The organism is Dictyobacter alpinus (genome assembly GCF_003967575.1).
Taxonomy (GTDB): domain Bacteria; phylum Chloroflexota; class Ktedonobacteria; order Ktedonobacterales; family Ktedonobacteraceae; genus Dictyobacter; species Dictyobacter alpinus.
Genome location: NZ_BIFT01000001.1, coordinates 4,534,818 through 4,558,159 on the forward strand (window position 1 = coordinate 4,534,818; position 23,342 = coordinate 4,558,159).

The following is a 23,342-nucleotide window of genomic DNA, read 5'->3' on the forward strand; positions in this document are numbered from 1 at the left end:
CAGCACATTATGTCAGTCCGCATAGTATCGCTTGATTTGGGGTAGCTTTTCTCTAAATAGATGATCATGTATATGATCATAGCAGGAATTGCCACGATGACCCGATTATCTATCTTGACAACATAAATCCTACAGCCATGAAATCATTCACATCATTGCTTGTCTCCAGGAGGCAGAGTGGCCAGCGGATAGCTATGCGCATTGTGAGATGACTTCATCTATTACCTTCGAACCATGGGAAACGTGGTTTGAGTAGAAAAGAGGATAGATAGTGATGGGTAACTCCAGAAAAAAACTGGCCTTGTTTGTGCTTGGACTTTTCATTGCCGGTCTGCTGGCGACAGTGGCTGCGTTGAATGTGCCCCGGTTACTGGCTCCGCAGGTGCATAAGCCAACTGTTGCGCCCAAGACAACGGGTACGCTTGCCGTGACGCCGCGTCAAGAGACCCAGAAAGATATGCTCTTTCCATATGATCAGACACCAGGAGCTGTCAGGAGCTCGATTAAAGTGATGGTGGATGGTCAGGAGGTTTTTGTTGAGAAGTATAAAGATGTGAACTATGCTCGTTTTGCTTTTCAGGGCACGGCCAACATCGCAGTTACCTCTCCAGACGCGGCCAGCTACACCATCAGTCCCAAAAGTTATCAGATCCATCCTGCCGTTAAGCAGAATACCCTGACTTTTTCTATCGACCAGCCGCGCAAACTTATCCTGCAGGCGAATGGTGAGAAGCTGTTCATTTTTGCGGATGCGCCTGAGGAGAATGCGCCTGCGATCGGTGATCATAATGTCCTTGATGTCACGAAGTATGCCACCGATCGCAGCGGTAACAAGCTACAGACCGAGCAGATCCAGCAGGCTATCGACGAAGCAGCCAAAACGCAAGGTATTGTCTACTTTCCCAAAGGCAAATATATTACCGGCACCCTGACCATGAAAAGCAATGTGTCCCTCTACCTGTCCAGTGGCGCGCTCCTCTCAGGGAGTGGCAAAGCGCAAGATACCCATGATCATTTCCTACTCTTCCGGGATGTCCAGAATGTCAAACTCTATGGTCGTGGCACCATAGATCTGCGCGGCATGGAGCTACGTCGGTCAGGTGGCTCAGAAGGACGCGTCAAGATTATTCGCACCATCAATGCCAAAGATATCGTGCTACAGGACCTGATCCTGCGTGACTCAGGATCCTGGACAGTGCATCTGGTGGCTTCAGATGGGGTGAAGATCAATGACCTGAAACTCCTGAATGATGCCGATAACACCAATAATGACGGCATCGATCCCGATGGTTCGCGTAACGTAACCATCGATGGAGCCTTCATCTATACCACTGATGACTGCTTCGCCATCAAGACCAGTGGCGCCTTCCACATGATCCGACCGACCCAACATATCCTGATCCAAAACGCCGTTTGCTACACCAAAAAGTCCGCCTTGAAAGTTGGTACCGAGACCAAAGATACGCTCTCCGATATCACGTTTTCCCACAACAACGTCGTGCACGCCGATCGCGTGATCGCCCTCTATATGGCCGACGGCAACACCATGGAAAACATCACCTATAGCAACAACTGGTCCGAAAGCGTCGGAGGTAACTCCAAGCAACGCCTGATCGACATCGCCATCACCAACCGCTCAGGCATCGGACTGATCAAGAACGTCGAGATCTCCAACTTTACCGCCTATGAGGCCAGCAATAATCCCTCAGTCATCCAGGGTATGGACGACCATATCGTTAACGTCACCTTCAAACACCTCGATATTGCCGGACAACTCAAAGACAACCTATCCGCCGCCATGATCAAAAGCTCAAACGCCAACATAATCTTTACCCCATAGCTCCCATTGCGTGCGAAAAGAGGGTTGGGTCCCAGTGGCCCACCCCCTTTGTTGAAGGTGTGGGGACAGGCATCCCAGCGACCTACCCTTCCTTTTGTGGAAAGTGTGGGGATAGGCACCCCAGCGGCCCACCCTTCCTTTTGTTGAAGGTGTGGGGACAGGCATCCCAGCGACCTACCCTTCCTTTTGTGGAAAGTGTGGGGATAGGCACCCCAGCGGCCCACCCCCTTTGTTGTATGTGTGAGTCTGGGCGCCCGCAGGCGCCCAGACTCACACATACAACCCACAAACCGGCGCCGCAGGCGCCAGAGAGAAGCATTAAAGAACAACACAGCAACAATAGTCTCTATTGTTGCGTGTATGAAGTTTCTTTTGTAGAATAATATAAATTAATTCAAATTTTCAAAAAATATCTTATTTAACTCCATGTGCAACTTTTTCATGAACAACTTTGTGCGCGGGACAACTGAGAGGCTATCTGTACATGCAGTTATGTATATTTTAAGTCTGTAGAGGACATCTGTGTGGAAAAAGAAACGGTAGAGATAGAGACTACGGTAGTGACGGCAACCTATATAGAGATGCCAAAGGAGGAGGAGCAGCGGGGAGCAGAACTGGATGAAATTATATTTTTCTCAATTTTTATGGCACTGGGCTCATTTGTCATTTATGTGCTGCTCGCCTGCATCGAGGCCTTGAGCCGCCTGTGGAATCCTTTAAGTATTGCTTGCTATGGATTTCTGCTACTACTGGCCTCCTTTATCATGTATGTCTATCTGATGGAGGGAGAGTTTACAAAGAAGGAGAATGCGCCATTCCATCTTTCAATGACGTTACTGGGTGTCATCGTAACCCTGGTCTCGTTTTCGCAGGTTTGCCGCCACGTGGCCATCGAGTTTGGCGGCTTCGCGGCTCATCAGAATGGCTACTGGCACTGGCTCCGTTTTGGTCTGGCCCATATGCTGGATTCCTCGCTCTTCAATATGCCAAGTAGCTATGATTGGAGCATCTCAGAGATCGAGCCAACGACCGTGTGGACGCGGACACTGGTCTTTTTATTTGATCTCTGTACGCAGGTCTTCATTGTTGCGGTCGTCCTGCAACGTCTACAGGTGACGCGCAAGCAATGGGGGAAGCGCAAGGCTACAAAGAGAATCCAGTATGGGACATTTCTATTGTCACATGCGAAAACCTGGATTCTGATTGTAACCTGGGGATTACCGTTGATCTTTTTCCTGGGGGTGATTGTGCACGATGGCTTTTCCTGGCTGGGTGCCTGGACCGCTATGACCGTTAGTTTGCCAGTCTGTCTGGCCTGCTGGCTGATCTGGTATAGTCTGATGGCGCTCACGTTGCGCGGGAAACGCAATAAACTGCTGGCATTATCTGTCATCCTTATTAGTGCAGGCCTCTTAAGCATGACCCTGCCACGTTTTATCGCTTTTCTTGCTCCATAGTACTCCAAGAAGCTCATCAGGAAGAATGTTAGAGCATCTGGATGGCCTCGATATGGATCTCGATAATCGTTTCATTTCCTATAGCTGCGATTCCATCTGTGATCAGGCGGTTAAAGCCCATGCCAAAGTCTCGACGATCAATCTTTGTCGTGGCTGAAATACCGATACGCCAGGCATTTGTCAGGGGATCGCGGTTCGTGCCGGTATAGGTTACCTGGAACGTAATTGGCCGTGTCACGCCATGCATTGAGAAGAGCCCTTCCATATAGCAGCGTGTTTGATCCACGAGCCGCATCTGTGTGCTCTCAAAAGAAATAGTTGGATATTTCGCCACATCAAAAAAATCGGCTGACCGTAAGTGTGCATCGCGTTGTGAGGCACCCGTATAAATACTCTCAGTCTTCACCGCCGCCTGCACCGTTGTTTTCTCTGGTGTATTCGCGTCCAGTTGGATCGTCCCATGCATCTCTGAGAAACGCCCTTTGACAATACTAATCTTCAAATGCTGTACCCTGAATTCAACCAGACTATGTAAAGGATCAATCGTAAAAAGCATTAGCAAGCTCCCTGAAGTTGGCACATAATCATTTTATTCGTTGTCTTTCATTTGTATCCCTTGACCATAACAGTAAAGTGGCTGCCAACTTGAATACATTACTCAATAATATAGTAGCAGCCTCCTTGCTTTCAGGTGATCTGTCATTAGACGCTAGAAAAGCCATAAAAGGGTCTTTTTAGACCCGAAAATCCTGCTGGTTTGTTGTTACTGCGACACTCAAACGTTTTTTATACGCTGTTGGATGATGCGCATTGCGATTATCCAACAGCGTATAAAAAAAGAGGGTTAACCAACAGGCTAACCCTCTTTTTTGTATCTTTGATACGCTTTATCCTACCTGGCGGTAGAATTTAGTAGCGGCTATTGCGTGAATAGTTGTCTCGGCTCTGGAAACCACGATTGTTACTTGCCTGGCGCTCACGTGCCTCGTTAACAATAATCGTACGATTTCCCAGCAAGGTTCCATTCAACTGTGAGATAGCGGCCTGAGCCTCCCCATCGGAAGCCATTTCGACAAAGCCAAAACCTTTACTGCGACCAGTATCACGATCGGTAATAACCGAAGCCTGTGTGACTTCGCCTACCTGTGCAAAAAGATCGCCAAGGTCCTGCTCTGTTGTCTGATAGGGGAGTCCCCCAACATATAATCTCATGTGTTTATACTCCTGTGCGAACATCTCTCAAACATTGAAGCCCGGAGAAACCATTTCCCACAGAAGCAATCCAATTTCTTTTTGATGTCATACACTTATATTAACATGGACCACCAACTGTTTATTCCCATTATTTCAAATTCTCAATAAATTCGAAAAACTCGCCTTGAAATTCATCAAAAAGCTTTCTCATAACTTATCGATAAACATCAAGTGCGGGGGTGTCATGCATTTTTCTGCAACGGCCTGCATACCATCATAGACAAGCTCAGGGATGTTCACATAGGGTGAGGAGACGGGGATCATGATCGTAAACAGGTGCTTTGACATGGGTTGCTGTCTCCTCGCCTCACGTGAACGTCCCTCATCATGATCATGCTGGGGATGACATATCGCGATGTGAGATATATGAGGGGATGGGTCCCTGGTCCATGGCTGCTCTTGCAAAAAATGCATGGCACCCTCAAGTGCGCTTTCGATTGACGATAGCGTCATACATGCATAAAATAGGAAGGAATTTATTATTGCGCATATAAATATGGAGGCCAGAATATGACCCCAGACGAGTTGACTACGCTGCTTTACCAGGCAGGCGTTCTTCAGGATGGACGTGCGGTTGAGGTACAGGTGACTGAGAACGAGGCGTTTAATTCGCATGTCCAGCATCTTGTGGTGACGTATTCAATGGATACTATGCCACAGTTACCGTCGGCCCTGGTTGTTAAGAGGAATGTGCAGGCGGATTGGGGAAGGGAGGATGGTCGTCGGGAGGTGGAATTTTATCGGTTGATTGATCGGCAGGCTGAGCGATTGCCGATGCTCATTCCACATTTTGTTGCTGAATATGATCAGGCTACTGAAAATTCCGTGCTCCTTCTACAGGACCTCAGTGCTACCCATCAACCTCCCATCACCCGCCAGCAACAGATCTATGGCTCGTATATGCCTGACGAGGCTCTATTGGGTCAGATTGTGGAAACTCTGGCGGCCTTCCATGCGACCTGGTGGGACGATCCGCAGCTAGGAACTTATCCTCTTGTGCTGGATACTATTTTTCAGGATGAAGGACATTTCCGTGCGTATTGTCAGGAATGTCAGCAAAACTGGCAGTCCTTGCTTACCGCTGAAGAAAATTGGTTACCACTCGATGTCGTTCACGATATCAATGAGATTCAGCGCTTACTGCCAGCGCTGTGGGAACGCTCTCTTTCACACCGCTTTCCAGGCAGGCAGCATTTGACCGTGACCCATAACGATGCCTATTTAGCGAATTTTCTGGTGCCGCGAACCGGACAGGCGGGTTCCATTTATCTGCTGGATTGGCAATCTCCCTATGCTGGCATTGGGGCATATGACCTGGTCATCATGTGTGCCTCTTTTTGGACATCGGCCCAGCGCCACGAAAACGATCGGGAAATAAACCTGCTACGTCGATATTTTACGACGCTACAGGCATCCGGCATCATCGACTATAGCTGGGATCAACTGCTTGAAGATTATCGTTTGATGATCCTGGTCTTTCTACAAGTGGCTATCTGGGACCAGACAAACGGTTCATCTCGTAGCTACTGGTGGCCCAAACTTCAGTGCTTGCTCAATGCTGCCCGTGATCTAGATAGCTTGAGCCTGCTCAGGTAGAAAATAGCATGCTGCGCCTGGATAACGTGCAATCCAGCTACAAACTATCCAGGCCATTGTGCATGGCAGATCAGTGCTGACAGATGAAGCGCATGGCTGCAAAGGCGATATTTCCTGTGCCGCCATCCGGTTTAGCTGTGACACGTACCTTAGCCGGGTCGCCATCTACATTCAAGGTGGTGGCTATCGAGAACCATCCTACGCGTGTTGTATCCTGATTTATATCATGACCGGGCCAGCCGAGCCATGTATTATCACGCCAGAAGTCATACCGTGTACTCGTACTGGACGCTTTATCCCCTTTGGGCATCCAGGCGTCAACCTGGCAACTCGTCACATATGATGTCACTGGATGTTTAATGATCCAGGTCGCCTGGGCACCTGAATCTTCTGACCAATAATGAAATCCTGCCATGACCTTTATACAACTGCCAACATTGCCATCGGTTGATTGGTTGCCGCCCATATCTGGCTGCTGGGATTGTGGCGCGCATTCAGTATCCAACCATGGGGCTGGATCATTTGAGGTTGGTGATGGCATGGAAGTAGTATTGATGAGCGGGTTTGTGGCTGAATGTGGCGCCATGGAGATAAGGGGCGCAGGTGTTTTAGTAGGGGTGCTGCTATGGTTGGCGGCAGGTATAGCTGTGTTATAGGATGCATATCCAAATACGATGGCAAATACGATGCCAATCAAGATGAATGCCAGCCGTTTCTTCTTTTGTGCTGAATGCTTCACGAAGGCTGTGATTACTTCAAATGTTTTAATGATGCTATAGAAAAGGGTAAGGCCAGCACCGATCGCCAGCACTAAACTTTGTATGCTCATTCAAGATCTCCTATGTATGACCATCATTTTGATCTCACGCGCGCATATTCGATGTATATCTCCTCAGTACATATGGGATAAAGTGTCTTGAGCATGCTTGCTGTCTCGCTATCTTCCTGTAAAACACTTATCACGCTTTCAGAATTTATCCAGTCATATCTATTTCATCAACAAATCGTAGGGGAATAGGTAGAATATCTCATATCTCATAAGCAAAAAAGCGTTGGATCTGATCAGATCCAACGCTTTTTTGCTTATGAGATATGGGATAAGATGAGCTATGATCACTTAAGCAGTTTTACGCTGTATTTCATCATAGACCAGTCCGATTGCGCCCGGAAAGCGCTCGTCATGGCCACGTGGGGCGATTCTTTGCATTTCGGCCGGAATCTTTGCGATAGCGGTCTCTTTGTCCCAACCATTGTCGATGGCGTTCGTTACCTGTTGATAGAGTTGCTTGATCCAGCTTTGCAGGTCATCGAGTGCCTGTGGGGTTTTGAATGGACCATGGCCCGAGATGACATGTTCGGCCCCCAAATCTTTTAATGTGTCGAGTGCCGTAATCCAGGCAGCCGCGTTGCCGCCAGGAGGCATGGCTGGCACGATGTCGTTGAAGAGGAGGTCGCCTGCGAAGAGTGTCCTGGATTGTGGTAGCCAGGCTACACTATCGCTGGGACTATGGGCGATCCCGATGTAGATTAGTTGTACTTCGATCTCTCCCACGAAGATGGTTACCCTATCCTGAAAGGTGAGGTTGGGTGGCGTAATGATTACGTCACCGAGCTGTTCGGCCATCTGTGGATTGTTCTTCTTCATGCCTTCCAGGGTGGCTGCGGCTGTCGTGAGCATGTTATCGCGTACACCCTGATGCGCGATAATGGTCGCATCGGCGAATGCCTGATTGCCAAAGACATGATCCAGATGGGGATGGGTATTAAATAAAGTTAGAGCTCTCTTCTGATCGCGTAGATTATTGACTGCAGCCCGTAATGGTGCAGCCTCGGCTACGCTGATACCAGAATCGATTACCAGTACATCTCCACCCGCAGCGATGATGCCGCGATTGCAGATCCCGCCCGAGATAAATTGTACACCAGGGACGATATCCTGTTCGATAAATTCTGCCATAAGATTTTTCTCTTTCCACTAAATGAACATGTTCTGCTGCTAAAGGTAGTGGATTGAACCTTGCATCTATCATCCACCACCTTTAACTGGATGTTTTCAATCAGCGCTCTGGGTAGCTGTGCCGCGCTTATCTTTCCGCACGAGATGCATCTAGCGGGGCGGCCGTGGAAACTTCTTGCGCCGTCACATCTTCACCAGTACTGGCCGCTACGGGCTTTGCCGTGCTCTGGTGTTTACCGCGTAGCAGCGAAGCGACGGCGGCCACCAGACACATGGCACAGGAGAGATAGAAGACGCTATGAATGCCATCCATAAATGGTGTCGAGATCAGATTCGGGAAGAAAGTATGCCCGAGCAGATTGTGTTGATCCGCGAGCGGCAAGGCTTTTAGTACCGCTGGCGGCAACAGCGTGCCCATTGGATTATACCCCAGGAATGCGGCGAACAGGGCCGACGTGGGTGGCAGGTGCGCTATTTTATTGGCGACTTCCGCTGGTACGCCCGCTCCGGTCAGTCCACTGGATAGAGATTGTGGGAGCGCGGACGCCAGACCAGCGGTAATCAGACTGAAGAAGACACCAATACTGACAATCGAGCCCGAGTTCTGGAAGGTGGCGCGCATACCGGAAGCGACACCACGCTGATCCGCGGGAACACTGCCCATCACCGCCGAAGTGTTGGGTGAGGAGAACATGCCTTGTCCCAGCCCCAGGAAGAAGATCAGGATGGCGAACCAGATATAGTCGAAGTTGGCGGGCAGCAAATTCAGGAGCAGGAAACACACTGCCTGAATGACCATGCCCAGGGTTGAGAAGAGGCGCGCTCCAAAGCGGTCTGAGAGGTAGCCACTTAATGGTCCCATTAACAGGAAGCCTACCAGCAATGGGATCATATAAATGCCGGCCCATAATGGTGTGACATCATAGTTATAGCCGTGTAGCGGCAACCAGATGCCTTGCAGCCAGATCACCAGCATAAACTGCAGACCACCGCGAGCGATACTAGCCAGAAAACTACTGATATTACCGGCGGCAAACATACGGATCTTAAAGAGGTCCAGCCGGAACATTGGATCTTCCATATGTAGTTCGACCCAGACGAAGATGGCCAGCAGGATGATTCCCAGGGCCAGCGCCCCGAGTACCAGCGGATTACCCCAGCCAGTTGGTGAGTCGCCATAGGGCTCGATGCCATAGGTGATGCCGATCAGCAAAACGGTCGCGCCAACGGCGAAGGTGATATTGCCAGCCCAGTCGATCTTTTGTTTGCCTTTGATCGTAGCGACCTCGCGCAGCATGGTATAGGCCCAGATGGTGCCGACAATGCCGACTGGTACACTGACCAGAAAGACTAAGCGCCAATCGAAGTAGGAGAGGACACCACCCAGAATCAAGCCAATCACCGAGCCAAGGATGGCCGCTACCTGATTGGTGCCTAGCGCGAAACCACGCTGATGAGCCGGGAATGCGTCCGTCAGGATAGCGGCGCTATTCGAGAAGAGGAAGCCCGCGCCAATGCCCTGCACAAAACGGAACAGGATCAATTCAAGGGCGCCCGTGTTGCCGGTGCCCGGTGTGAGCCAGAGTAAAATACTGCCTACAGTAAAGATCGCAAAACCAAGATTATAGAGGCGTACCCGCCCAAACATATCCGAGATACGCCCAAAGGTCACCAGTAACGTCGCCGTCACCACCATATATCCCAGTAGCATCCAGAGAAAGTAACCAGTTTCTCCTGGTGCTAGCGGATTAATGTTGATGCCTTTGAAAATCGCAGGCAACGAGATCAAGACAATACTCGAATCGATACTTGCCATCAATACACCCAGCGTCGTATTGGTGAGCGCAATCCACTTATAATTTGGTCCCACTGGCCGCTGGGCCCTTGCTTCACGCCCCTCCACATGCCGTATCGCAGTTCCCATGAGTTCTCCTTAGTTACAAAAAAAGGGTTTTTGCCAATCTCCGTATAAACGTATTTAAACGTTCCACTAGAATGATATTCTAGAATAGAATTCTAGTCAAGGTTATGATAAGATACTTGCAAGAAAAAAGTGAAAGAAGCATGCTGTACGAAGATATTGCTTGTAAGCGCAACAATGAAGTTGCTTAAGCACATAGGAGCAGTGTAATTAAAAGGAGTTTTACCATGGTTGATAGTGTTTCCTACCGAAGTACCGCCACCGCCCAGCGCCGGCAGGCCATCCTGCAAGCGGCGCTACAATCTTTTCTGACCAAAGGATACACCGACACTACCATGGAGGATATTCGGCAGTTATCGGGTGCCAGTACTGGCAGTATCTATCATCATTTTGAGAACAAAGAGACACTAGCCCTCACTTTGCACGTTGAGGGCCGTAATGATCTGAACGCTCAACTCTTGGAAGCATTTGTCAACAAGCAGCCCGAAGAAGGCATCAAAGCCCTGATCTCTACCTATTTTGATTGGATGGCCCGGCATGTGGATCTGGGCCGTTTTATGATTCAGGCCAACAGCATCGAATATCTTGGCGTTGAAGTGCACGCTATTCACCAGGCCGCCGAAGTACTTCCCATGCGGATCTATGCATGGCTCTCACCGTTCATCGAAACTGGTCTTGTCGCCCGCTATCCTCGGGAACTCTATATTCCCTTGATCTTTGGTCCCAGCCGTGAACTGGTACGCCTCTGGTTGCGTGATCGCCGCGAGATAGATTTCTCGGTGATCAGCACATCCCTGGCGAACGTCGCCTGGCAGACCCTTTGCGCCCCATAAGTATCATAATGTTTTTTTTGATTATAGCTATGGGATGTTTTCTATAGCATAGATAGAATACCGCCGGACCTACTGCTCGGGTTGATCCCACTTCGTCGCTTCATTATGTTGAATAGCCAGTGCGCGTAGCAGATAGGTCTTGAACTCTTCATGCTGTACCCTATCGATCATACCTAAATCTCTGATCAAATTGAGGAGAGCAATAAGTTGATCAGTAATCAATTCATTGGTGACCACCGTCCGTATTGTGTCATCTGTAATATGCAGCGTTGCATTGGTGGCGGTTGTACGATAAAGCAGCATATGGTGCATAGATTCCTGGACATTACTGGATATGCGATCGTGTAACTCCTGGACGGCCTCCGAGAAAGTTTTGTCTTGCATTTATTTTTCTCCTGCGAGTTTATATGCATTCGTAATAAATCATTACCTTGGAATTCATTACGTTAAAAAAACTGAACTCGTTCTATGGCAAACCAGATAGTCCTATACTTTATATGTGGGTGCAGAAAATCGTCGGCACAACCGACGATTTTCTGCACCCACATATAAAGAACCTGGTCCATGCCGCAGGTATGGACCAGGTTTGAATAGTTACTTACTATTGTTGTTGTGGTCAGTGCCCAGTGCTGGTTGTTTTATAGCCATGCTAAAAGTTCACTGACATTATTGATGATGAGTTGGGGGCGTATCAGGCCAGAGGCGAAATGCTGCAGGTAGGGATCTTTCCAGTGTTCAGTGGGAATGGTTGGGGGCTCTATGGTTGCATGCTCTTTGAGCAGGGCCAGTTGGCGGTGGTTATACTCATTGACCGTCATACCTTCGGTATCGGCCAGATATTGACTGACTTCTTGATAGCGTGATGGCTTCCAGACAGAGAAAATGGCCAGCTGTTGCGCGCCGGCCACGTCAGCGATCAGTGAATCGCCGATCATGATAGTCTCGCGTGGATCCGCCTGACATGCGGTGAGGGCCAGCGCAAAGATCTGTGGATTCGGTTTGCGAATATGTTCATCAGCTGAAACGATGGTCTGATGCGGCTCAAAATAGTTAGTCATGCCCATAATCTGGAGATCTTTTTGAAAGGGTTCGCCTCCCCAGTAGCGATTGGTGACTACTCCCAGTTGAAATGAGCGTCGCTGCAATTCCTTTAAGGTCGCTATTACATCAGGAAAGAGTTCACGGGATTGAAAAATGGGGACGCGCAGCGCCTCAAAAATATCTTCAAAAACCTTGTTGTCGCCTTGTGAGAAGCTCAGGGCCAGGAATGCCTGCTCGACCATAGCGGCTCCCGTTGGTTCAAAGCCTGGCCGTTGTGCGATTGCAAGGTGGAATTGTTGTAGCATTTCCTCGCGCAACTCTGTTCCTAAGTTGACATCATCATACTGTGCCAGCGGAGTTGACGCGCTAAAGCGCCGTGCGATCTGGGCCGCCTGTTGAATTGTTGCCTGCTCCAGTTCCGTTAAGCGCGGTATATCGCGTTGCCAGAGCGTATTGCCAAGATCAAATAATAAGCAACTGAATGTCCGACCTGTGAGTGTGGATAGCTTGTTTTCAGAGATCATTTTTCTTTATACCATTCTAACTAAAATTGATTGTATGCTTTATAGGATGCGCTCTGTTTTTATACTTTAGGCCTGGCGCGTCGCGATATGCAGTATAAGTAATAGAAACACGATTGCCGCCAATAAGGCAAGTGCGCTGATGGCGAGATAATCATTTTTCTGTAGCCGGTGCTCGTGCAGGAACGATCTTTTCTGCTGTGTCCCAAAGGCGCGCGCGTCGACGACCATGGCGGTCGTGGAGGTGGAGCGTAGCGAGCCGATGAGTAGTGGTACCGTTACAATAGGAATGACGGCGAAGATACGGCTCAGGTAACCGGGCCAGGCATTGAGTTCGCGCCAGCCAGGCCGGCTCAGATCATAGCCTCGTACCTGGACCACTTGCAACAGGACCGTTGTGCGCTCAATCAATTGTGGCAAGAAGCGTAGCGCCACCGTGAATGCAAGTCCAACCGCGGCCGGCATGCGAAACTTATAAAAAGCCCAGATGACCTCGGATGGTTTGGTGGTCAGTAACAGGATAAGTGTGGCTGATGTTGCTACCATGACGCGTCCGGCTTGCTGTAAGCCGTTTAAGAGACCTTCTATGGATAATCCTGGCGTTCCTAGCCAGCTTAAGGTTGGCGGAAAACTGTAGATCATATGCAGGCTGGTTGTAGATATGGTATAAAACAGACTTTGTGACCAGATCAGACCCAGCGCTGGCGTCATCACCATGGTCAGTACGACACGTGCGCGTGCCGAAGAAGGTCGAACCAGGATCCAGGGAATAAGGGTAAAGAGCAACAAAGGATAGACAAAGTTCCAGTTGAGCAGGATGCTCAGGGTGCTGATGATAAATGGATACAGGACTTTAATGCGCGGATCGAGCGTGTGGACAAATGTTTGTTGTGGCTCGTAGGAAAACATGTGACGCAGGCCACGTGCCCCTACCAGCGTGATAAAGATCACGGGTAGGATTAATGGCACTACAAACATGAGCAGGTAACCAATGATGGTACGCCCGAGCAACGATTGCCAGAGAAAATAGTGTAGCCAGTTGATCATAACAATGCCTTTACCGCCTGAAATGCTTTTACCAGTACATCAATATTCAGTGCGACCTGTTGCGCATCGCCTTCACATAAGCGTGCATGGAGCCGTGAAACGGGCGGTGGGAGAATCCCATAGCGTGCCAGTTCCTCGCCATGTGCAAAGACGAATGAGGGTGCATCATCCATTACAATCTGCCCGTCGTTGAGGACCACGACACGGCTCGCATATTGAGCCACGGACTCCATATTATGTGTGATCATCAAGTAGGTTAGCTGTTCTCGTTCACGCAACTGTTCCAAAAATTGTAAAAAGGCGTGTGCGTGCCCTTCATCCTGTCCTGTGGTTGGTTCATCCAGGATAAAGACGCGTGGATAGCGGGTGAGCAGGGCGCCCAGTGCCAGGCGTTTGCGTTGACCATGGCTGAGATGGAACGGATTAAAGTCACGGTATGCGCTGAGATCGATAATCTCCAGTAGTTGGTCGATGCTATAGGGCATGGTTGCCTGTTTGTTTTTTTTGCGTTGATGCTTGAGTCCAAACAAGAGTTCTTGCTCGACGGTTGCCGTAAAGAGCATCTTATCGGCGGCCTGAAACAGATAGGCCATGTGCTCGGATTGTCGTGAGATGCGACCGGGGATGACCTGTCGGCCCTCATACTGTATCTGTCCATGCGTCGGTGCTTGAAAGCCCATCGCCAGTGATGCCAGCGATGTTTTGCCCATGCCATTAGCGCCGATCAATGCCACCCACTCCTGCTGATAGACATTGAGATCCACTTCATCAAGCACCCGTTTGGCGCCATAGCGCAGGCTGACCTTTTCCCAGGAGAGGATGTTCTTTTCCTGTCTGCTTGCCAGCGGATGAATAGCGATAGCTTGCCGTGCTTGCTGCCGGAGTACTTGCGCATACGATGTGTTACGCAGTGCCGCATAAACTTCATCCACGGACAGTGGGAGCGTAGCTTGAAAGACCTCTGGTAATGTATGTGCCAGGGTGATCATTTGTGGAATGGAGACGCCCAGATGTTGCCATGCTGTGGGGTCAGTGAATGCCGTCCGTGCTGGCGCGTCAATGGTAATGCGTCCCTCATCCATCAGGAGCACACGATCGACCCAGGGGATCACTTCGTCGATTTTATGTTCGATCAGAATAATCGTCCAGCCGTACTCTTTATTTAAAGAGCGCAGGACTCCCAGTACTTCCTGTGTGCCGACCGGATCAAGGTCGGATGTGGGTTCGTCCAGGATCAAGATACGGGATTGCATGGCGAGCGTGGCGGCGATCGCCACACGCTGTTTCTGGCCACCGGAGAGCGCGAAGATTTCCAGTGTACGCAATTGTTCCATCTGTGTGTAGGCCAGCGACTGTGCCACCCGGCGTTCGATCTCCTCGTTTGGTAGCGCCATGTTCTCCGGACCAAAAGCGACCTCTGACTCCACATCGAGATGGACCAGTTGCTCATCTGGATTTTGAAAGACGATGCCGATGTGTTGGGATACCTGGTGCAGTTCCATCGCACTCACATCATTTTTATCCAGATAGATGTGTCCCTCGAATGCACCCGCGATGCGTGTCGGGATCAGGCCGGCCAGGGCCAGGGCGAGAGTAGATTTCCCGCACCCGGATGGCCCTGCCAGCAAGAGGAATTCACCCTCTGGAATGGTTACGTTTAGTGAACGCAGCGTGGGTTGCACCGAACCAGCATACGTGAACGATACACTATCCACATGAATTGCAGGCATAATTTATTTTTGTACCTCTTAACTTCGTTCTGGCTGTTCACCGGCAGCACTGGCTTCCGGTGTGACTCCTGCAGTACTCGTGTCGGCCAACGCTTCACCGGTTGTGTCGACTTCCGGTGTGACTCCTGCTGTGGCTACCTGGGTCTGTGGACGCCGTGAGAGCATAAAGGCTACGACCGTCACAATTAAGAGTATGGCCGCCGCAATCAGGACCGTTGTTCCGTCTGACATATGCAGGGGATGATCACCGGCATCATCGGGCTGATAATTGCTGACAATCATATAAATGCCATCTAAGGCCAGCAAAACGGTCAGGATCAGTCCCGCGATCGCCGTACGTCTGAGAAAAACTGGATTCATAATGCGCTCCCTCCTTGTAGCGTGCTATCTACTGGAACGGTTTTTTCACGAGTCAGGGGACGTTCAGCACCTGGATTGACGGAACGTGCAATGCGTACGGCCAGTGGACCCGAGATCGCGGCCTCAACGCCATTACCAATCGTGTTTAACAGGGTGTAGAAGAAGATATAACCGAGTGTTTTCGTTGAACCTTCCAGCAGGGGACCAAGGAACGCGCTCTGCACGGTGACCGCAGGGAATGCGCGCAGGGCGCCCAGGATCAAGCCATCGATGACTGCAACCCAACCGCCACGGCTAAATACTCGACCACCACGTTGTACAATATAAATATCCAGCAGCAGTCCTTGCAGCAGTCCATAAGGCCACATCAAGACGTTAATACCGCTACCACTGTAGAGCAATTGCATCAAAATAAAATTGAGGAAGACCATGGCGGTGGCGCAGCCCGGCTTACGGATGAGCGCGATACCGACCATGAGCAAGAACATGTAGGGCAGATCATTTAAGGCCAGCAGATGACCAAATGGAATGAGCTGAATGATCGGTGTAATAAATTGATCGCCCAGCAAATTATCATAAACTTCCAGGAGCACGCCCATAATCGCAACAATCAGAATGTCCTGTGTGGTCCAGCGGACAAAGCCAGCCGAACGGCTACGCTGATAGACAAAGAACAGACCAGCGATGACTGCCGCCCAGATGACAATGTAGACAATCAAGCTTGTTGGATATGGTAAGTTAACGGTTGTGGTGCCTTCCCAGGCTTTTGGAATCATGAAATGACCTCCTGATGCGGATAGAACATACCATGGCGCTAAGGTGATGGTTCAATAAAATAAAGACCGGAAACGTGAGGCTTCCTGTATGCAACTTCACGGATCTGCTGATAGCATACGATCCCACTTTTAATGTGAAGTAATGCCAGGGTTAAAGTATCGTAAACAGGTGTTACATATGCATTTTTGTTATAATTAACACTTGTTACAAATCATTGATGTTACATAAATGAGGGGATGTGTTGTTCAGGAGGAATGTCAGGCTGGCTAAAACGAGAGAAGCGGACGGAAAAACACGTTCCGTCCGCTTCTCTCTTGTTGTATGGAGTGATCTTATGGGATCACGACGTCTTGTAGCACTATGGGATGTTTCGTGTAATCCAGTTCGTCGGACTGGTTTACGCCGGTTGGGGTGAGGGTATCCATGACTTTAGGAACTGTATTGGGATCAACCGTACAATGGGGATCACTGCTGGCCACTGCACAGACGCCAAAGGAGTATCCTCCTGGTGTGGCTGTGAAGGCTCGGGCCAGGTCTGGACTGTATCCGTCCTGTCCGGTCAGGGTGACGGTAAAGCCCCAACCAGAGGCCGGTGTTCCCAGCGTAGCTTTCGGGACGCTAAAGGTAATGTAGCGCGAGATGGCATTGGCGTTGATCTGCACGGTTCCCAGCGATGTGCCCTGCGCGTCAACGTAGCGCTGGCCAAAGCCCTGTACCTCGATCAACTGATTCCAGGCCGCTGTTGGCGCGATGCTATAGTTGCGTTGCGGATAGGCCGCCGCCGTCGAGGTGGCGGTCGCCGTGGGATTATGTACATAGACATCGATCAGTTGCGCGCCCAGTGGACTCCCAAAGGTTGGGGTGAGGTCGCGTGTCTGCAACTTGAAGATGATATTGGTGCCATCATCATAGATGCGGAAATTCTGGATATCGTAGGCGCCGGCATGGAAGTCCGAGGCCGTTGGATAGGCATAATTTCCTGGACCATTATCATCATTGGCCGGATCATTGGCATCATAGACCAGTTTGCCGGGGGTAAAGTCATAGACAACGGTGCGCTGATCATGGGCTGTGGCGCCAGTCGGACTGACCGCGACGGTATTGAGTACCGTGGTGCCGCCAGTAATTGGCAGCGAAGCCGTAAATGTACCGTCCGCCGCGACCTGTGCCTGGATGGTGCTGGTCTGGTTCTGTTGATCGGTATTGGTCGCCGCAACATAGACCGTATTTCCCGGTGTGGTTTTTCCAGTAACTACAACCGGTGAGGCGGTCACGGCCGAGAGATCCTTTGGTGCTGTGACGCTCAACTCGGTCTGCCCGACTTGATGGGCAACGTAGCGATTGTAGGTATTCTGCGGCTGCTCGATCAACTTGTTGGATAATGTATCGTTGAAGAGGCGTACATATGAGGCGACGGCCCAGGTGAGTGGTGAGGCCGAGCCATCAGGTTTGCCAGTTTGAAAGCCAATCGAGGCTTTGGTTGGATCGGTTCCATAGGGAGATGCTGGCAGATTTGGTAACTCCCAGATCTGTTCTGGCAACAAGCCAACGCCCGAAGTGGATTTCTGTAATGTATCCAGTAGCGAGACCGCTGTGGGAATATCACCGGTCGCGAGTTGATACTCGCCACGCTCAGCACCCAGTACCGGCCAGGGATGACCTGTACCCTGTCCACTGGGTGCCCATGGATGCCCGTCTGAGGCGCCATCTCCATAGCCATCGCCATTATAGCGATACCAGGCCGGACCATTGGGCGTCTGTACTTTGATGGTCTTATCCACTACCGCGAGCGAGTTTACAACATCTTTATCGGTGGCCGACAGTTCGCCTAGGCGTACCAGGTCCAGGAAGCCTGCGTCAATCACCGAGCGCTGATCCAGGGTTGGACCACCATTGCCCAGATTATAAGAGATCGCGGCATTTGGATCACCCGTTTTAGAGAGGCGGATAAAGTAGGGCTGTGAGGAGAGTGGACCATTTGTTGTCAGGGTCCATTTTTTGATTGAACGCTGCATATCGTCCGCTACGCCCAGCCAGATATTCGCGCTCGCCACATCGTTGTTCTTACGCGCAATATCAGCGGCGGCTACCAGTCCCGCGATCTCGGCTGAGATTGTAGAAGGCGAGTAGCCTCCCTGCTCTTCCCAGCGCTCCACACCAAAGGCCGGACCATGACTGGCCACAAAATTCGCTGCTGGCTTGATATGGTTTTTATAGAGCGTGCTATCCGTCATGCCCATCTGATAGGCCATCAGGATAGGATAGCTGTTCTCGTCAAGCTGCGTATTGAATGAATCGGGGGCGAGCTTCCCATTTAACAGGCTATTACGTGGGAACGAGCCATCTGCCTGCTGCTGGCGATTGAACAGGAAATTGACCGCGTCACGTGCTGTCTCCCGATCACCATCGGTATACAGGGCGGTCCAGGTTTCATAGAGGTCGCGCGCGAAAACCTCGCGATACGAGCCAAAGTAGGTGTTATTAGGATCACCCGCCGAGGTGGCCTGTCCCCATGGAGAAGCCAGTCCCGCCACGAGCGCGCCAGGATAGGTCTTGTCCTCTGAGGCTTTGACCACGTTGACGCTCAGATAGTATTCATTGATCAGGCGTGCGAAATCTATGCTGGAGCGTGACTTCGCTGCCGGCATCAGGCGTTGTAACGTCAACTTCGCATCATATTGCAGCCAGCCAGCCGTATATTTTGCCAGCACCACATTGAAGTTTTGTGCGACCGCTCCCTGTACCGTCTTCACGGCCTCGGCCTGGGATTGCCCGAAGCCCAGTCCCAGGGTGAACTCACCACTATGTGAGAGATCAGCCTGCGCGGTCTGCACAATATTTCCATTGGAGGCCGCATTATAAAGAGATGTGAGTGTATGTGAGGCATCAAGTTGTTTCAAGCCATCGCTATCTGTGCCCACAAAGCCATTTGAAACCTGAGTAAACGCCGTCGAGGCCGCCAGCGCGCTATAGACTGGAACCCCATAATCACGATTGACCGCGTTCGTCTTTGTCTGCGTATCAAAGGCCACAGGGAGCACATGCCCGGTCGTCGTATCCACGGTCGCATTGTCCGCGCCACCATTGCCGCTGCCACCACCGCCATTGCCATTGATCGTCGGATCATAGCGTAGATAGAGTTTATAGCTTGAGAGTTTTCCACTGAGTGGCTCAAAATGCATGCGCATCACCACCGCATTGCGCGCGGGATCGGTCACATAGTCCGTCACCACCCGATACTTGCCACTCTTCGCCGTTGTCGTCACACGACAGGCCAGGGTTGGACCATTGAGTTCCTGCACCGTATAGGTCGTGTCACGTGTCTGAAGATCAGTAAACGTGCTGCCATCGGTCACAATAAATTGCAGCGACTTTACATTGGTATTATCGATCGTGGGATAATAAACATCGCTCAGCACCCCATCCGCCAGCGTGAACCAGACCTTCGAGGTCGTGTTTCGGGCCGTGCCCACACAATCCTTACGAGCCTGATCAAAATAAGAGAGATCTCCAGGTCCAGATGGAGCCGCGATAGAGGGGTTTGCACTTGCTGCTGAAGAGGAACGTAAAGCTTGAACGAATAGCAGTAATAGTAGACCAAATACTAACAATAGACGCCAGGAAAGTGTACGTGGGCGCGTCATCGCCCCCAGGGTGTCCCTACCGAATTTCCTCATACAATTATCGATCCTTTTTTCATAGTGGACGACAAAAAATACTACAAGATACAGCAGTGTATTGCATTCAACAGGGCAAATAGGCAGTAGTAGCAACTGAGACGAAGGGAATGGCACCAATGGGTAAAAAATACCATCGCATAGTATATAACGGTTGATCGTATATAGATAACAACTGATTTTTGGCTTTAGATATGATGTGCCACCCGGCCTGATGTGTACCATTACTCCTCACGGGTGTAACCGGGCGGCACATGTCTATGCGCTATTGTTTCTAGTGCTTTGTCAAAACTTGTTTGATGGGTTGTTCGCCCGCTACGCGGGCGGGAGGGGGAGAGTTGCCGGGGGCACAGCCCCCGAACCCCCAGTCAAGGGGCTCGCCGCCCCTTGCATCCCCGCTTTTCGAGTCAGGATGCAGGCTGCGCCTTGCATTCCTGCTTTCCCATCAAATGATGTCTGATAGACTACTATAGCGCGACTGTATAGAGTGAGTACGTAAGGAGGCACGCACATAAGGTGGACGGTAGTTAGTAGCCGGCAGTCTGTTCAAAGGCATTAGCTATGACCCTATAGCCAGCCGATTTTGCGTGGATGTCTTTAAAGATGCTACACATCCAGGTATCGCTACAGATATTGGGATTGGGGGTGGCCGCGCCGCCGAAGGGCGTAAATACATCAACGATAGTTGCATAGCCGCTGGCATCTGCCGCCAGATGCTGGTTGAATAGCTGGATGTATGGCAACAGCGTGGGACAGAGATTCTGGTAGGGGTAGTAGTAATTCATCAGGAGCAGATCGCCTGTGCGCTGACCGTTCACCGTCATGGCGGCGGACAACTTTGGCAATATAACCTGCTGCAGATTCGTATCCATCTGTGCCAGATCTGTGGGCCACTTAGGGTCGACCGTACATGACGATTTGTTGATGTCAGGTAGCATGTCGTTGGCCCCAATATCCAGGGTGACTGGACTTACCCTACCTGGATTCAATTTAAGGTAGATAACCGCGGCATTAAGCTGCGAGCCAATATACGGGAATTTGCGTAACACTGAGAATGTGCAACCGCCATTGATCATCGACGTTGAGGTCTCACCAGGACATCCTAGATTCGCGTAACTGGACGTGCCGTGGTTTTTGAGGTCAGCGTAAAAATCTTCAGCGTACCCATGACTGAAGTCGAGATCAGGTTGAAATCCATAGGCTAACGAATCACCAAGTGCCAGATAATGAGACTTAGGACCAACCGTAGCGGCGTGTGCTGATGGAGCAGAGAAGAGGAGCAGACTACCTACGAAAACGACTGGCGCAACGATGCGAAGAAAATGTCGTAACATGTTTCTGGGCATATTTTCCTCCTTGAAAAACATACCAGTCTGAACCTTATTTGATGATTGTACAAGTGGCACTAATCCTAAGGAGGAGAAAATAAAATGTACACATCTCCTTTATAGTATAAGTATTAAATGGGAAAATTACAAGCTTTTATGATATATACATTATGTTGTTATACTATAACACTATGCTATCTATTTACACATTCATAGATATTTTCAGTGTATTTGCACAGCCCAATAAAGCCAACAATATCTAACCTTACAAAAAGTACTATATTTCCTTGTTTTATATGAAAATATGTAGGAAAATAACTATGGCATACAAAAAACTATTTTCTATGAAAATAATAGATGAAGGCAGAGCCTTGTGGCGTGAGGAGCTAATTTGCATGGATAGCAGGAATTCATCCCGCTTTGCAGAAAAAAGTAATGATATCTGGAACCCTACTCCCTCTCAAACAGCCCAGACGACCAGTTCAATGAAGCCATTGAGATTATGGTATAGTGTTGCGACCCCATCTGATGCCGAGGTGAAAGCTTCTTTCGCTGTACAGGACAGGCTGCGTCGTTTACGCCTCGCTAGCATTATCCTTCTTCTGATGCTTGTTATCCTCGTATCTTTTATTCGTCTCGCGCTTCTGAGCAAGAATCCTTTGTTATTTCCTATTATTGTAGCAGGGATCGCGCTTTGCCTGTTCTCTATTTTTCTTAATCGCCTTGGGCATGTGAACACCGTTGGAATTATCAGTGTTATTACTGTGAATACAGCTATTCTACTCAACCTGATAACCTCGCCAAGCGGACATCTGTCTATGGACGGCTTCCTCACCTTTGACTTACTTGTCTTCTCAGAGCTACTCGCAGTATCCTTGTTGCCACCGAGCAGTGTCTTTTTTGTGGCGGCCCTCAATATAGCTTGTATTTGTGTTGATGTCTTCCTGCAAGCGCACGCTCCCGATCTCGAACATTTATGGCGTGTGGAGTCCTATACCTTGCTTGTGCGCCCGATTGCCTTGCAGATTGTCGTTGCCGTCGTCACCTTTTTATGGGTGCGTGGAGCCTTGCGAGCCTTTAAGCGCGTCGACCGGATCGAAGAAGTTGAGCGGTTACAATATGCGCTAGCCGAGCAGAAACGCGACCTGGAATTTGGTATCCAGCAGATCCAGCAGGCTCTGGTTGAGGCGGCCAACGGCAATTTCTCCGTGCGTACACCATTGGCGCAAGAGAATGTACTCTGGACGGTAGCTTCCTCACTTAATACCCTGCTGGCGCGCCTGCAACGCTCCAACCAATCCGAGCAAGAGCTGCAGCGCATCCGTAGCGAAGTCCTACGCCTGGTAACCATCGCCAGAGAGGCAGAGGTCAAGCGCGTTCCTCTACGCCTTATGCCATCCGGCACGCTGCTCGACCCGCTCTTGAAAAACCTGTCTGGCCGCTATCTCTTACAACCTTCTCCCGGCCCTGACCGACCCTCACGAGCTTGATGCCTTACGTACTTTGATGAGAGGTGGTCACGACCGCCTCTCACCGGATTCGGTATAGTATCAACTTACCCCTCTATCGAGACGCTTCCTTTTCTATCGTATCGTCAGGGCTTGCTTCCAATACCTTTCGGTTAAGGGGGATGAGGAATGCCCCTGACTCCATGAGCGAGCCGAGCGTACGTCGAGTGGGCGCCACACGCAAGGCCGCACCGCTGGGTTTTCGTGGGCCAGGCTGTCAGAACAACTCACAGTGCTGTGGCGCCTACATCAATCTCGTTGGATGTGGCCTGAGCATGTTGGAGCGTGTGTGAGGCAAGATCCCATGATCGCCCACCAAAACATTCTGGAGCGATTATGCCTGAAGAAACAAGAGTGGTGTAGGCGCCACAGGCATGCGATGCTTTCTCAACACGTATCGCCGTTGATCGTGCCGCATGCCGGCCTTGCGTGTGGCGCCCACTCTACGTACGTCAAGCTGGCTTATCACACTCTCGACATATGATACGTCCCTTA

The 23,342-nt window shown here is 50.3% G+C and carries 20 protein-coding genes; 6 read left to right on the top strand and 14 right to left on the bottom strand.

Going from position 1 to position 23,342, the window contains the following annotated elements; translation table 11 throughout:
• Nucleotides 1-274: 274 nt before the first annotated feature.
• Both EL633_RS17995 and EL633_RS18000 read left to right on the top strand, forming a co-directional pair.
• Nucleotides 275-1,840: a glycoside hydrolase family 28 protein gene (locus tag EL633_RS17995; RefSeq protein WP_126628511.1), complete on the top strand. Its 1,566-nt coding sequence runs from the start codon at nt 275-277 to the stop codon at nt 1,838-1,840.
• A gap of 524 nt (nt 1,841-2,364) precedes the next feature.
• A complete protein-coding gene (locus EL633_RS18000) occupies nt 2,365-3,297 on the top strand; it encodes a hypothetical protein (protein WP_126628512.1) in 933 nt (310 codons plus the stop codon).
• A gap of 28 nt (nt 3,298-3,325) precedes the next feature.
• Here the strand turns inward: EL633_RS18000 and EL633_RS18005 are convergent, their stop codons facing one another.
• From EL633_RS18005 to EL633_RS36590, 3 genes are all read right to left on the bottom strand, one after another.
• Nucleotides 3,326-3,853: a YceI family protein gene (locus EL633_RS18005; RefSeq protein ID WP_126628513.1), complete on the bottom strand. Its 528-nt coding sequence runs from the start codon at nt 3,851-3,853 to the stop codon at nt 3,326-3,328.
• Nucleotides 3,854-4,206: 353 nt separating this feature from the next.
• On the bottom strand, nt 4,207-4,509 hold the full coding sequence (gene rbp / locus EL633_RS18010) for an RNA-binding regulator (RefSeq protein WP_126628514.1): 303 nt from the start codon (nt 4,507-4,509) through the stop codon (nt 4,207-4,209).
• A 189-nt stretch (nt 4,510-4,698) separates the two neighbouring features.
• Nucleotides 4,699-4,839, bottom strand: coding sequence for a hypothetical protein (locus EL633_RS36590; RefSeq protein WP_161982221.1), 141 nt, complete (start codon nt 4,837-4,839; stop codon nt 4,699-4,701).
• A 222-nt stretch (nt 4,840-5,061) separates the two neighbouring features.
• Between EL633_RS36590 and EL633_RS18015 the strand changes: the two genes are divergently transcribed.
• Nucleotides 5,062-6,147, top strand: a complete 1,086-nt coding sequence (locus tag EL633_RS18015; RefSeq protein WP_126628515.1) for a phosphotransferase — start codon at nt 5,062-5,064, stop codon at nt 6,145-6,147.
• A 70-nt stretch (nt 6,148-6,217) separates the two neighbouring features.
• Here the strand turns inward: EL633_RS18015 and EL633_RS18020 are convergent, their stop codons facing one another.
• The 3 genes from EL633_RS18020 to EL633_RS18030 form a co-directional block, all read right to left on the bottom strand.
• Complete coding sequence (locus EL633_RS18020; protein ID WP_126628516.1) at nt 6,218-6,976, bottom strand: hypothetical protein; 759 nt, start codon at nt 6,974-6,976, stop codon at nt 6,218-6,220.
• A 288-nt stretch (nt 6,977-7,264) separates the two neighbouring features.
• The gene (locus tag EL633_RS18025) at nt 7,265-8,104 is read right to left on the bottom strand and encodes an MBL fold metallo-hydrolase (protein WP_126628517.1); all 840 of its coding nucleotides are present in this window, start codon (nt 8,102-8,104) and stop codon (nt 7,265-7,267) included.
• Nucleotides 8,105-8,231: 127 nt separating this feature from the next.
• A complete protein-coding gene (locus tag EL633_RS18030) occupies nt 8,232-10,028 on the bottom strand; it encodes an MFS transporter (protein ID WP_126628518.1) in 1,797 nt (598 codons plus the stop codon).
• Between the two features lie 224 nt (nt 10,029-10,252).
• Between EL633_RS18030 and EL633_RS18035 the strand changes: the two genes are divergently transcribed.
• Nucleotides 10,253-10,858 carry a TetR/AcrR family transcriptional regulator gene (locus tag EL633_RS18035; protein WP_126628519.1) on the top strand — a complete coding sequence of 202 codons (606 nt, stop codon included), beginning with the start codon at nt 10,253-10,255 and terminating at the stop codon, nt 10,856-10,858.
• Between the two features lie 69 nt (nt 10,859-10,927).
• Here EL633_RS18035 and EL633_RS18040 read toward each other — a convergent pair whose 3' ends face one another.
• The 8 genes from EL633_RS18040 to EL633_RS18075 all read right to left on the bottom strand — a co-directional run bounded on the left by EL633_RS18040 (nt 10,928) and on the right by EL633_RS18075 (nt 21,357).
• Nucleotides 10,928-11,242: a hypothetical protein gene (locus tag EL633_RS18040; RefSeq protein WP_126628520.1), complete on the bottom strand. Its 315-nt coding sequence runs from the start codon at nt 11,240-11,242 to the stop codon at nt 10,928-10,930.
• Nucleotides 11,243-11,496: 254 nt separating this feature from the next.
• A complete protein-coding gene (locus EL633_RS18045; protein WP_126628521.1) occupies nt 11,497-12,423 on the bottom strand; it encodes an HAD family hydrolase in 927 nt (308 codons plus the stop codon).
• A gap of 66 nt (nt 12,424-12,489) precedes the next feature.
• Nucleotides 12,490-13,467 carry an energy-coupling factor transporter transmembrane component T family protein gene (locus EL633_RS18050; protein ID WP_126628522.1) on the bottom strand — a complete coding sequence of 326 codons (978 nt, stop codon included), beginning with the start codon at nt 13,465-13,467 and terminating at the stop codon, nt 12,490-12,492.
• Nucleotides 13,464-15,197: an ABC transporter ATP-binding protein gene (locus tag EL633_RS18055; protein ID WP_126628523.1), complete on the bottom strand. Its 1,734-nt coding sequence runs from the start codon at nt 15,195-15,197 to the stop codon at nt 13,464-13,466. Before EL633_RS18055 ends, EL633_RS18050 begins: the two co-directional genes overlap by 4 nt.
• A gap of 18 nt (nt 15,198-15,215) precedes the next feature.
• Nucleotides 15,216-15,557: a hypothetical protein gene (locus EL633_RS18060; RefSeq protein ID WP_126628524.1), complete on the bottom strand. Its 342-nt coding sequence runs from the start codon at nt 15,555-15,557 to the stop codon at nt 15,216-15,218.
• Entirely contained in the window at nt 15,554-16,333 is a 780-nt protein-coding gene (locus tag EL633_RS18065; RefSeq protein WP_174845168.1) for a hypothetical protein, read from the bottom strand. Before EL633_RS18065 ends, EL633_RS18060 begins: the two co-directional genes overlap by 4 nt.
• Before the next feature lie 333 nt (nt 16,334-16,666).
• A complete protein-coding gene (locus tag EL633_RS18070; RefSeq protein WP_246039164.1) occupies nt 16,667-20,011 on the bottom strand; it encodes a glucodextranase DOMON-like domain-containing protein in 3,345 nt (1,114 codons plus the stop codon).
• Between the two features lie 527 nt (nt 20,012-20,538).
• Entirely contained in the window at nt 20,539-21,357 is an 819-nt protein-coding gene (locus tag EL633_RS18075; RefSeq protein ID WP_161982222.1) for an SGNH/GDSL hydrolase family protein, read from the bottom strand.
• 377 nt (nt 21,358-21,734) lie between these two features.
• Between EL633_RS18075 and EL633_RS18080 the strand changes: the two genes are divergently transcribed.
• Together EL633_RS18080 and EL633_RS36595 are read left to right on the top strand one after the other, a co-directional pair.
• A complete protein-coding gene (locus EL633_RS18080; protein ID WP_126628526.1) occupies nt 21,735-22,829 on the top strand; it encodes a hypothetical protein in 1,095 nt (364 codons plus the stop codon).
• A 161-nt stretch (nt 22,830-22,990) separates the two neighbouring features.
• The gene (locus tag EL633_RS36595; RefSeq protein ID WP_161982223.1) at nt 22,991-23,140 is read left to right on the top strand and encodes a hypothetical protein; all 150 of its coding nucleotides are present in this window, start codon (nt 22,991-22,993) and stop codon (nt 23,138-23,140) included.
• The last annotated feature ends 202 nt before the right edge of the window (nt 23,141-23,342 follow it).

Bases quoted from the DNA above. Each gene is read 5' to 3' on its own strand.
- EL633_RS17995 (WP_126628511.1), top strand. From the start codon at position 275: ATGGGTAACTCCAGAAAAAAACTGGCCTTGTTTGTGCTTGGACTTTTC.
- EL633_RS18005 (WP_126628513.1), bottom strand. From the start codon at position 3,853: ATGCTTTTTACGATTGATCCTTTACATAGTCTGGTTGAATTCAGGGTA.
- rbp (WP_126628514.1), bottom strand. From the start codon at position 4,509: ATGAGATTATATGTTGGGGGACTCCCCTATCAGACAACAGAGCAGGAC.
- EL633_RS36590 (WP_161982221.1), bottom strand. From the start codon at position 4,839: ATGTCAAAGCACCTGTTTACGATCATGATCCCCGTCTCCTCACCCTAT.
- EL633_RS18015 (WP_126628515.1), top strand. From the start codon at position 5,062: ATGACCCCAGACGAGTTGACTACGCTGCTTTACCAGGCAGGCGTTCTT.
- EL633_RS18020 (WP_126628516.1), bottom strand. From the start codon at position 6,976: ATGAGCATACAAAGTTTAGTGCTGGCGATCGGTGCTGGCCTTACCCTT.
- EL633_RS18025 (WP_126628517.1), bottom strand. From the start codon at position 8,104: ATGGCAGAATTTATCGAACAGGATATCGTCCCTGGTGTACAATTTATC.
- EL633_RS18030 (WP_126628518.1), bottom strand. From the start codon at position 10,028: ATGGGAACTGCGATACGGCATGTGGAGGGGCGTGAAGCAAGGGCCCAG.
- EL633_RS18035 (WP_126628519.1), top strand. From the start codon at position 10,253: ATGGTTGATAGTGTTTCCTACCGAAGTACCGCCACCGCCCAGCGCCGG.
- EL633_RS18040 (WP_126628520.1), bottom strand. From the start codon at position 11,242: ATGCAAGACAAAACTTTCTCGGAGGCCGTCCAGGAGTTACACGATCGC.
- EL633_RS18045 (WP_126628521.1), bottom strand. From the start codon at position 12,423: ATGATCTCTGAAAACAAGCTATCCACACTCACAGGTCGGACATTCAGT.
- EL633_RS18050 (WP_126628522.1), bottom strand. From the start codon at position 13,467: ATGATCAACTGGCTACACTATTTTCTCTGGCAATCGTTGCTCGGGCGT.
- EL633_RS18055 (WP_126628523.1), bottom strand. From the start codon at position 15,197: ATGCCTGCAATTCATGTGGATAGTGTATCGTTCACGTATGCTGGTTCG.
- EL633_RS18060 (WP_126628524.1), bottom strand. From the start codon at position 15,557: ATGAATCCAGTTTTTCTCAGACGTACGGCGATCGCGGGACTGATCCTG.
- EL633_RS18065 (WP_174845168.1), bottom strand. From the start codon at position 16,333: ATGATTCCAAAAGCCTGGGAAGGCACCACAACCGTTAACTTACCATAT.
- EL633_RS18070 (WP_246039164.1), bottom strand. From the start codon at position 20,011: ATGAGGAAATTCGGTAGGGACACCCTGGGGGCGATGACGCGCCCACGT.
- EL633_RS18075 (WP_161982222.1), bottom strand. From the start codon at position 21,357: ATGCCCAGAAACATGTTACGACATTTTCTTCGCATCGTTGCGCCAGTC.
- EL633_RS18080 (WP_126628526.1), top strand. From the start codon at position 21,735: ATGGATAGCAGGAATTCATCCCGCTTTGCAGAAAAAAGTAATGATATC.
- EL633_RS36595 (WP_161982223.1), top strand. From the start codon at position 22,991: ATGAGCGAGCCGAGCGTACGTCGAGTGGGCGCCACACGCAAGGCCGCA.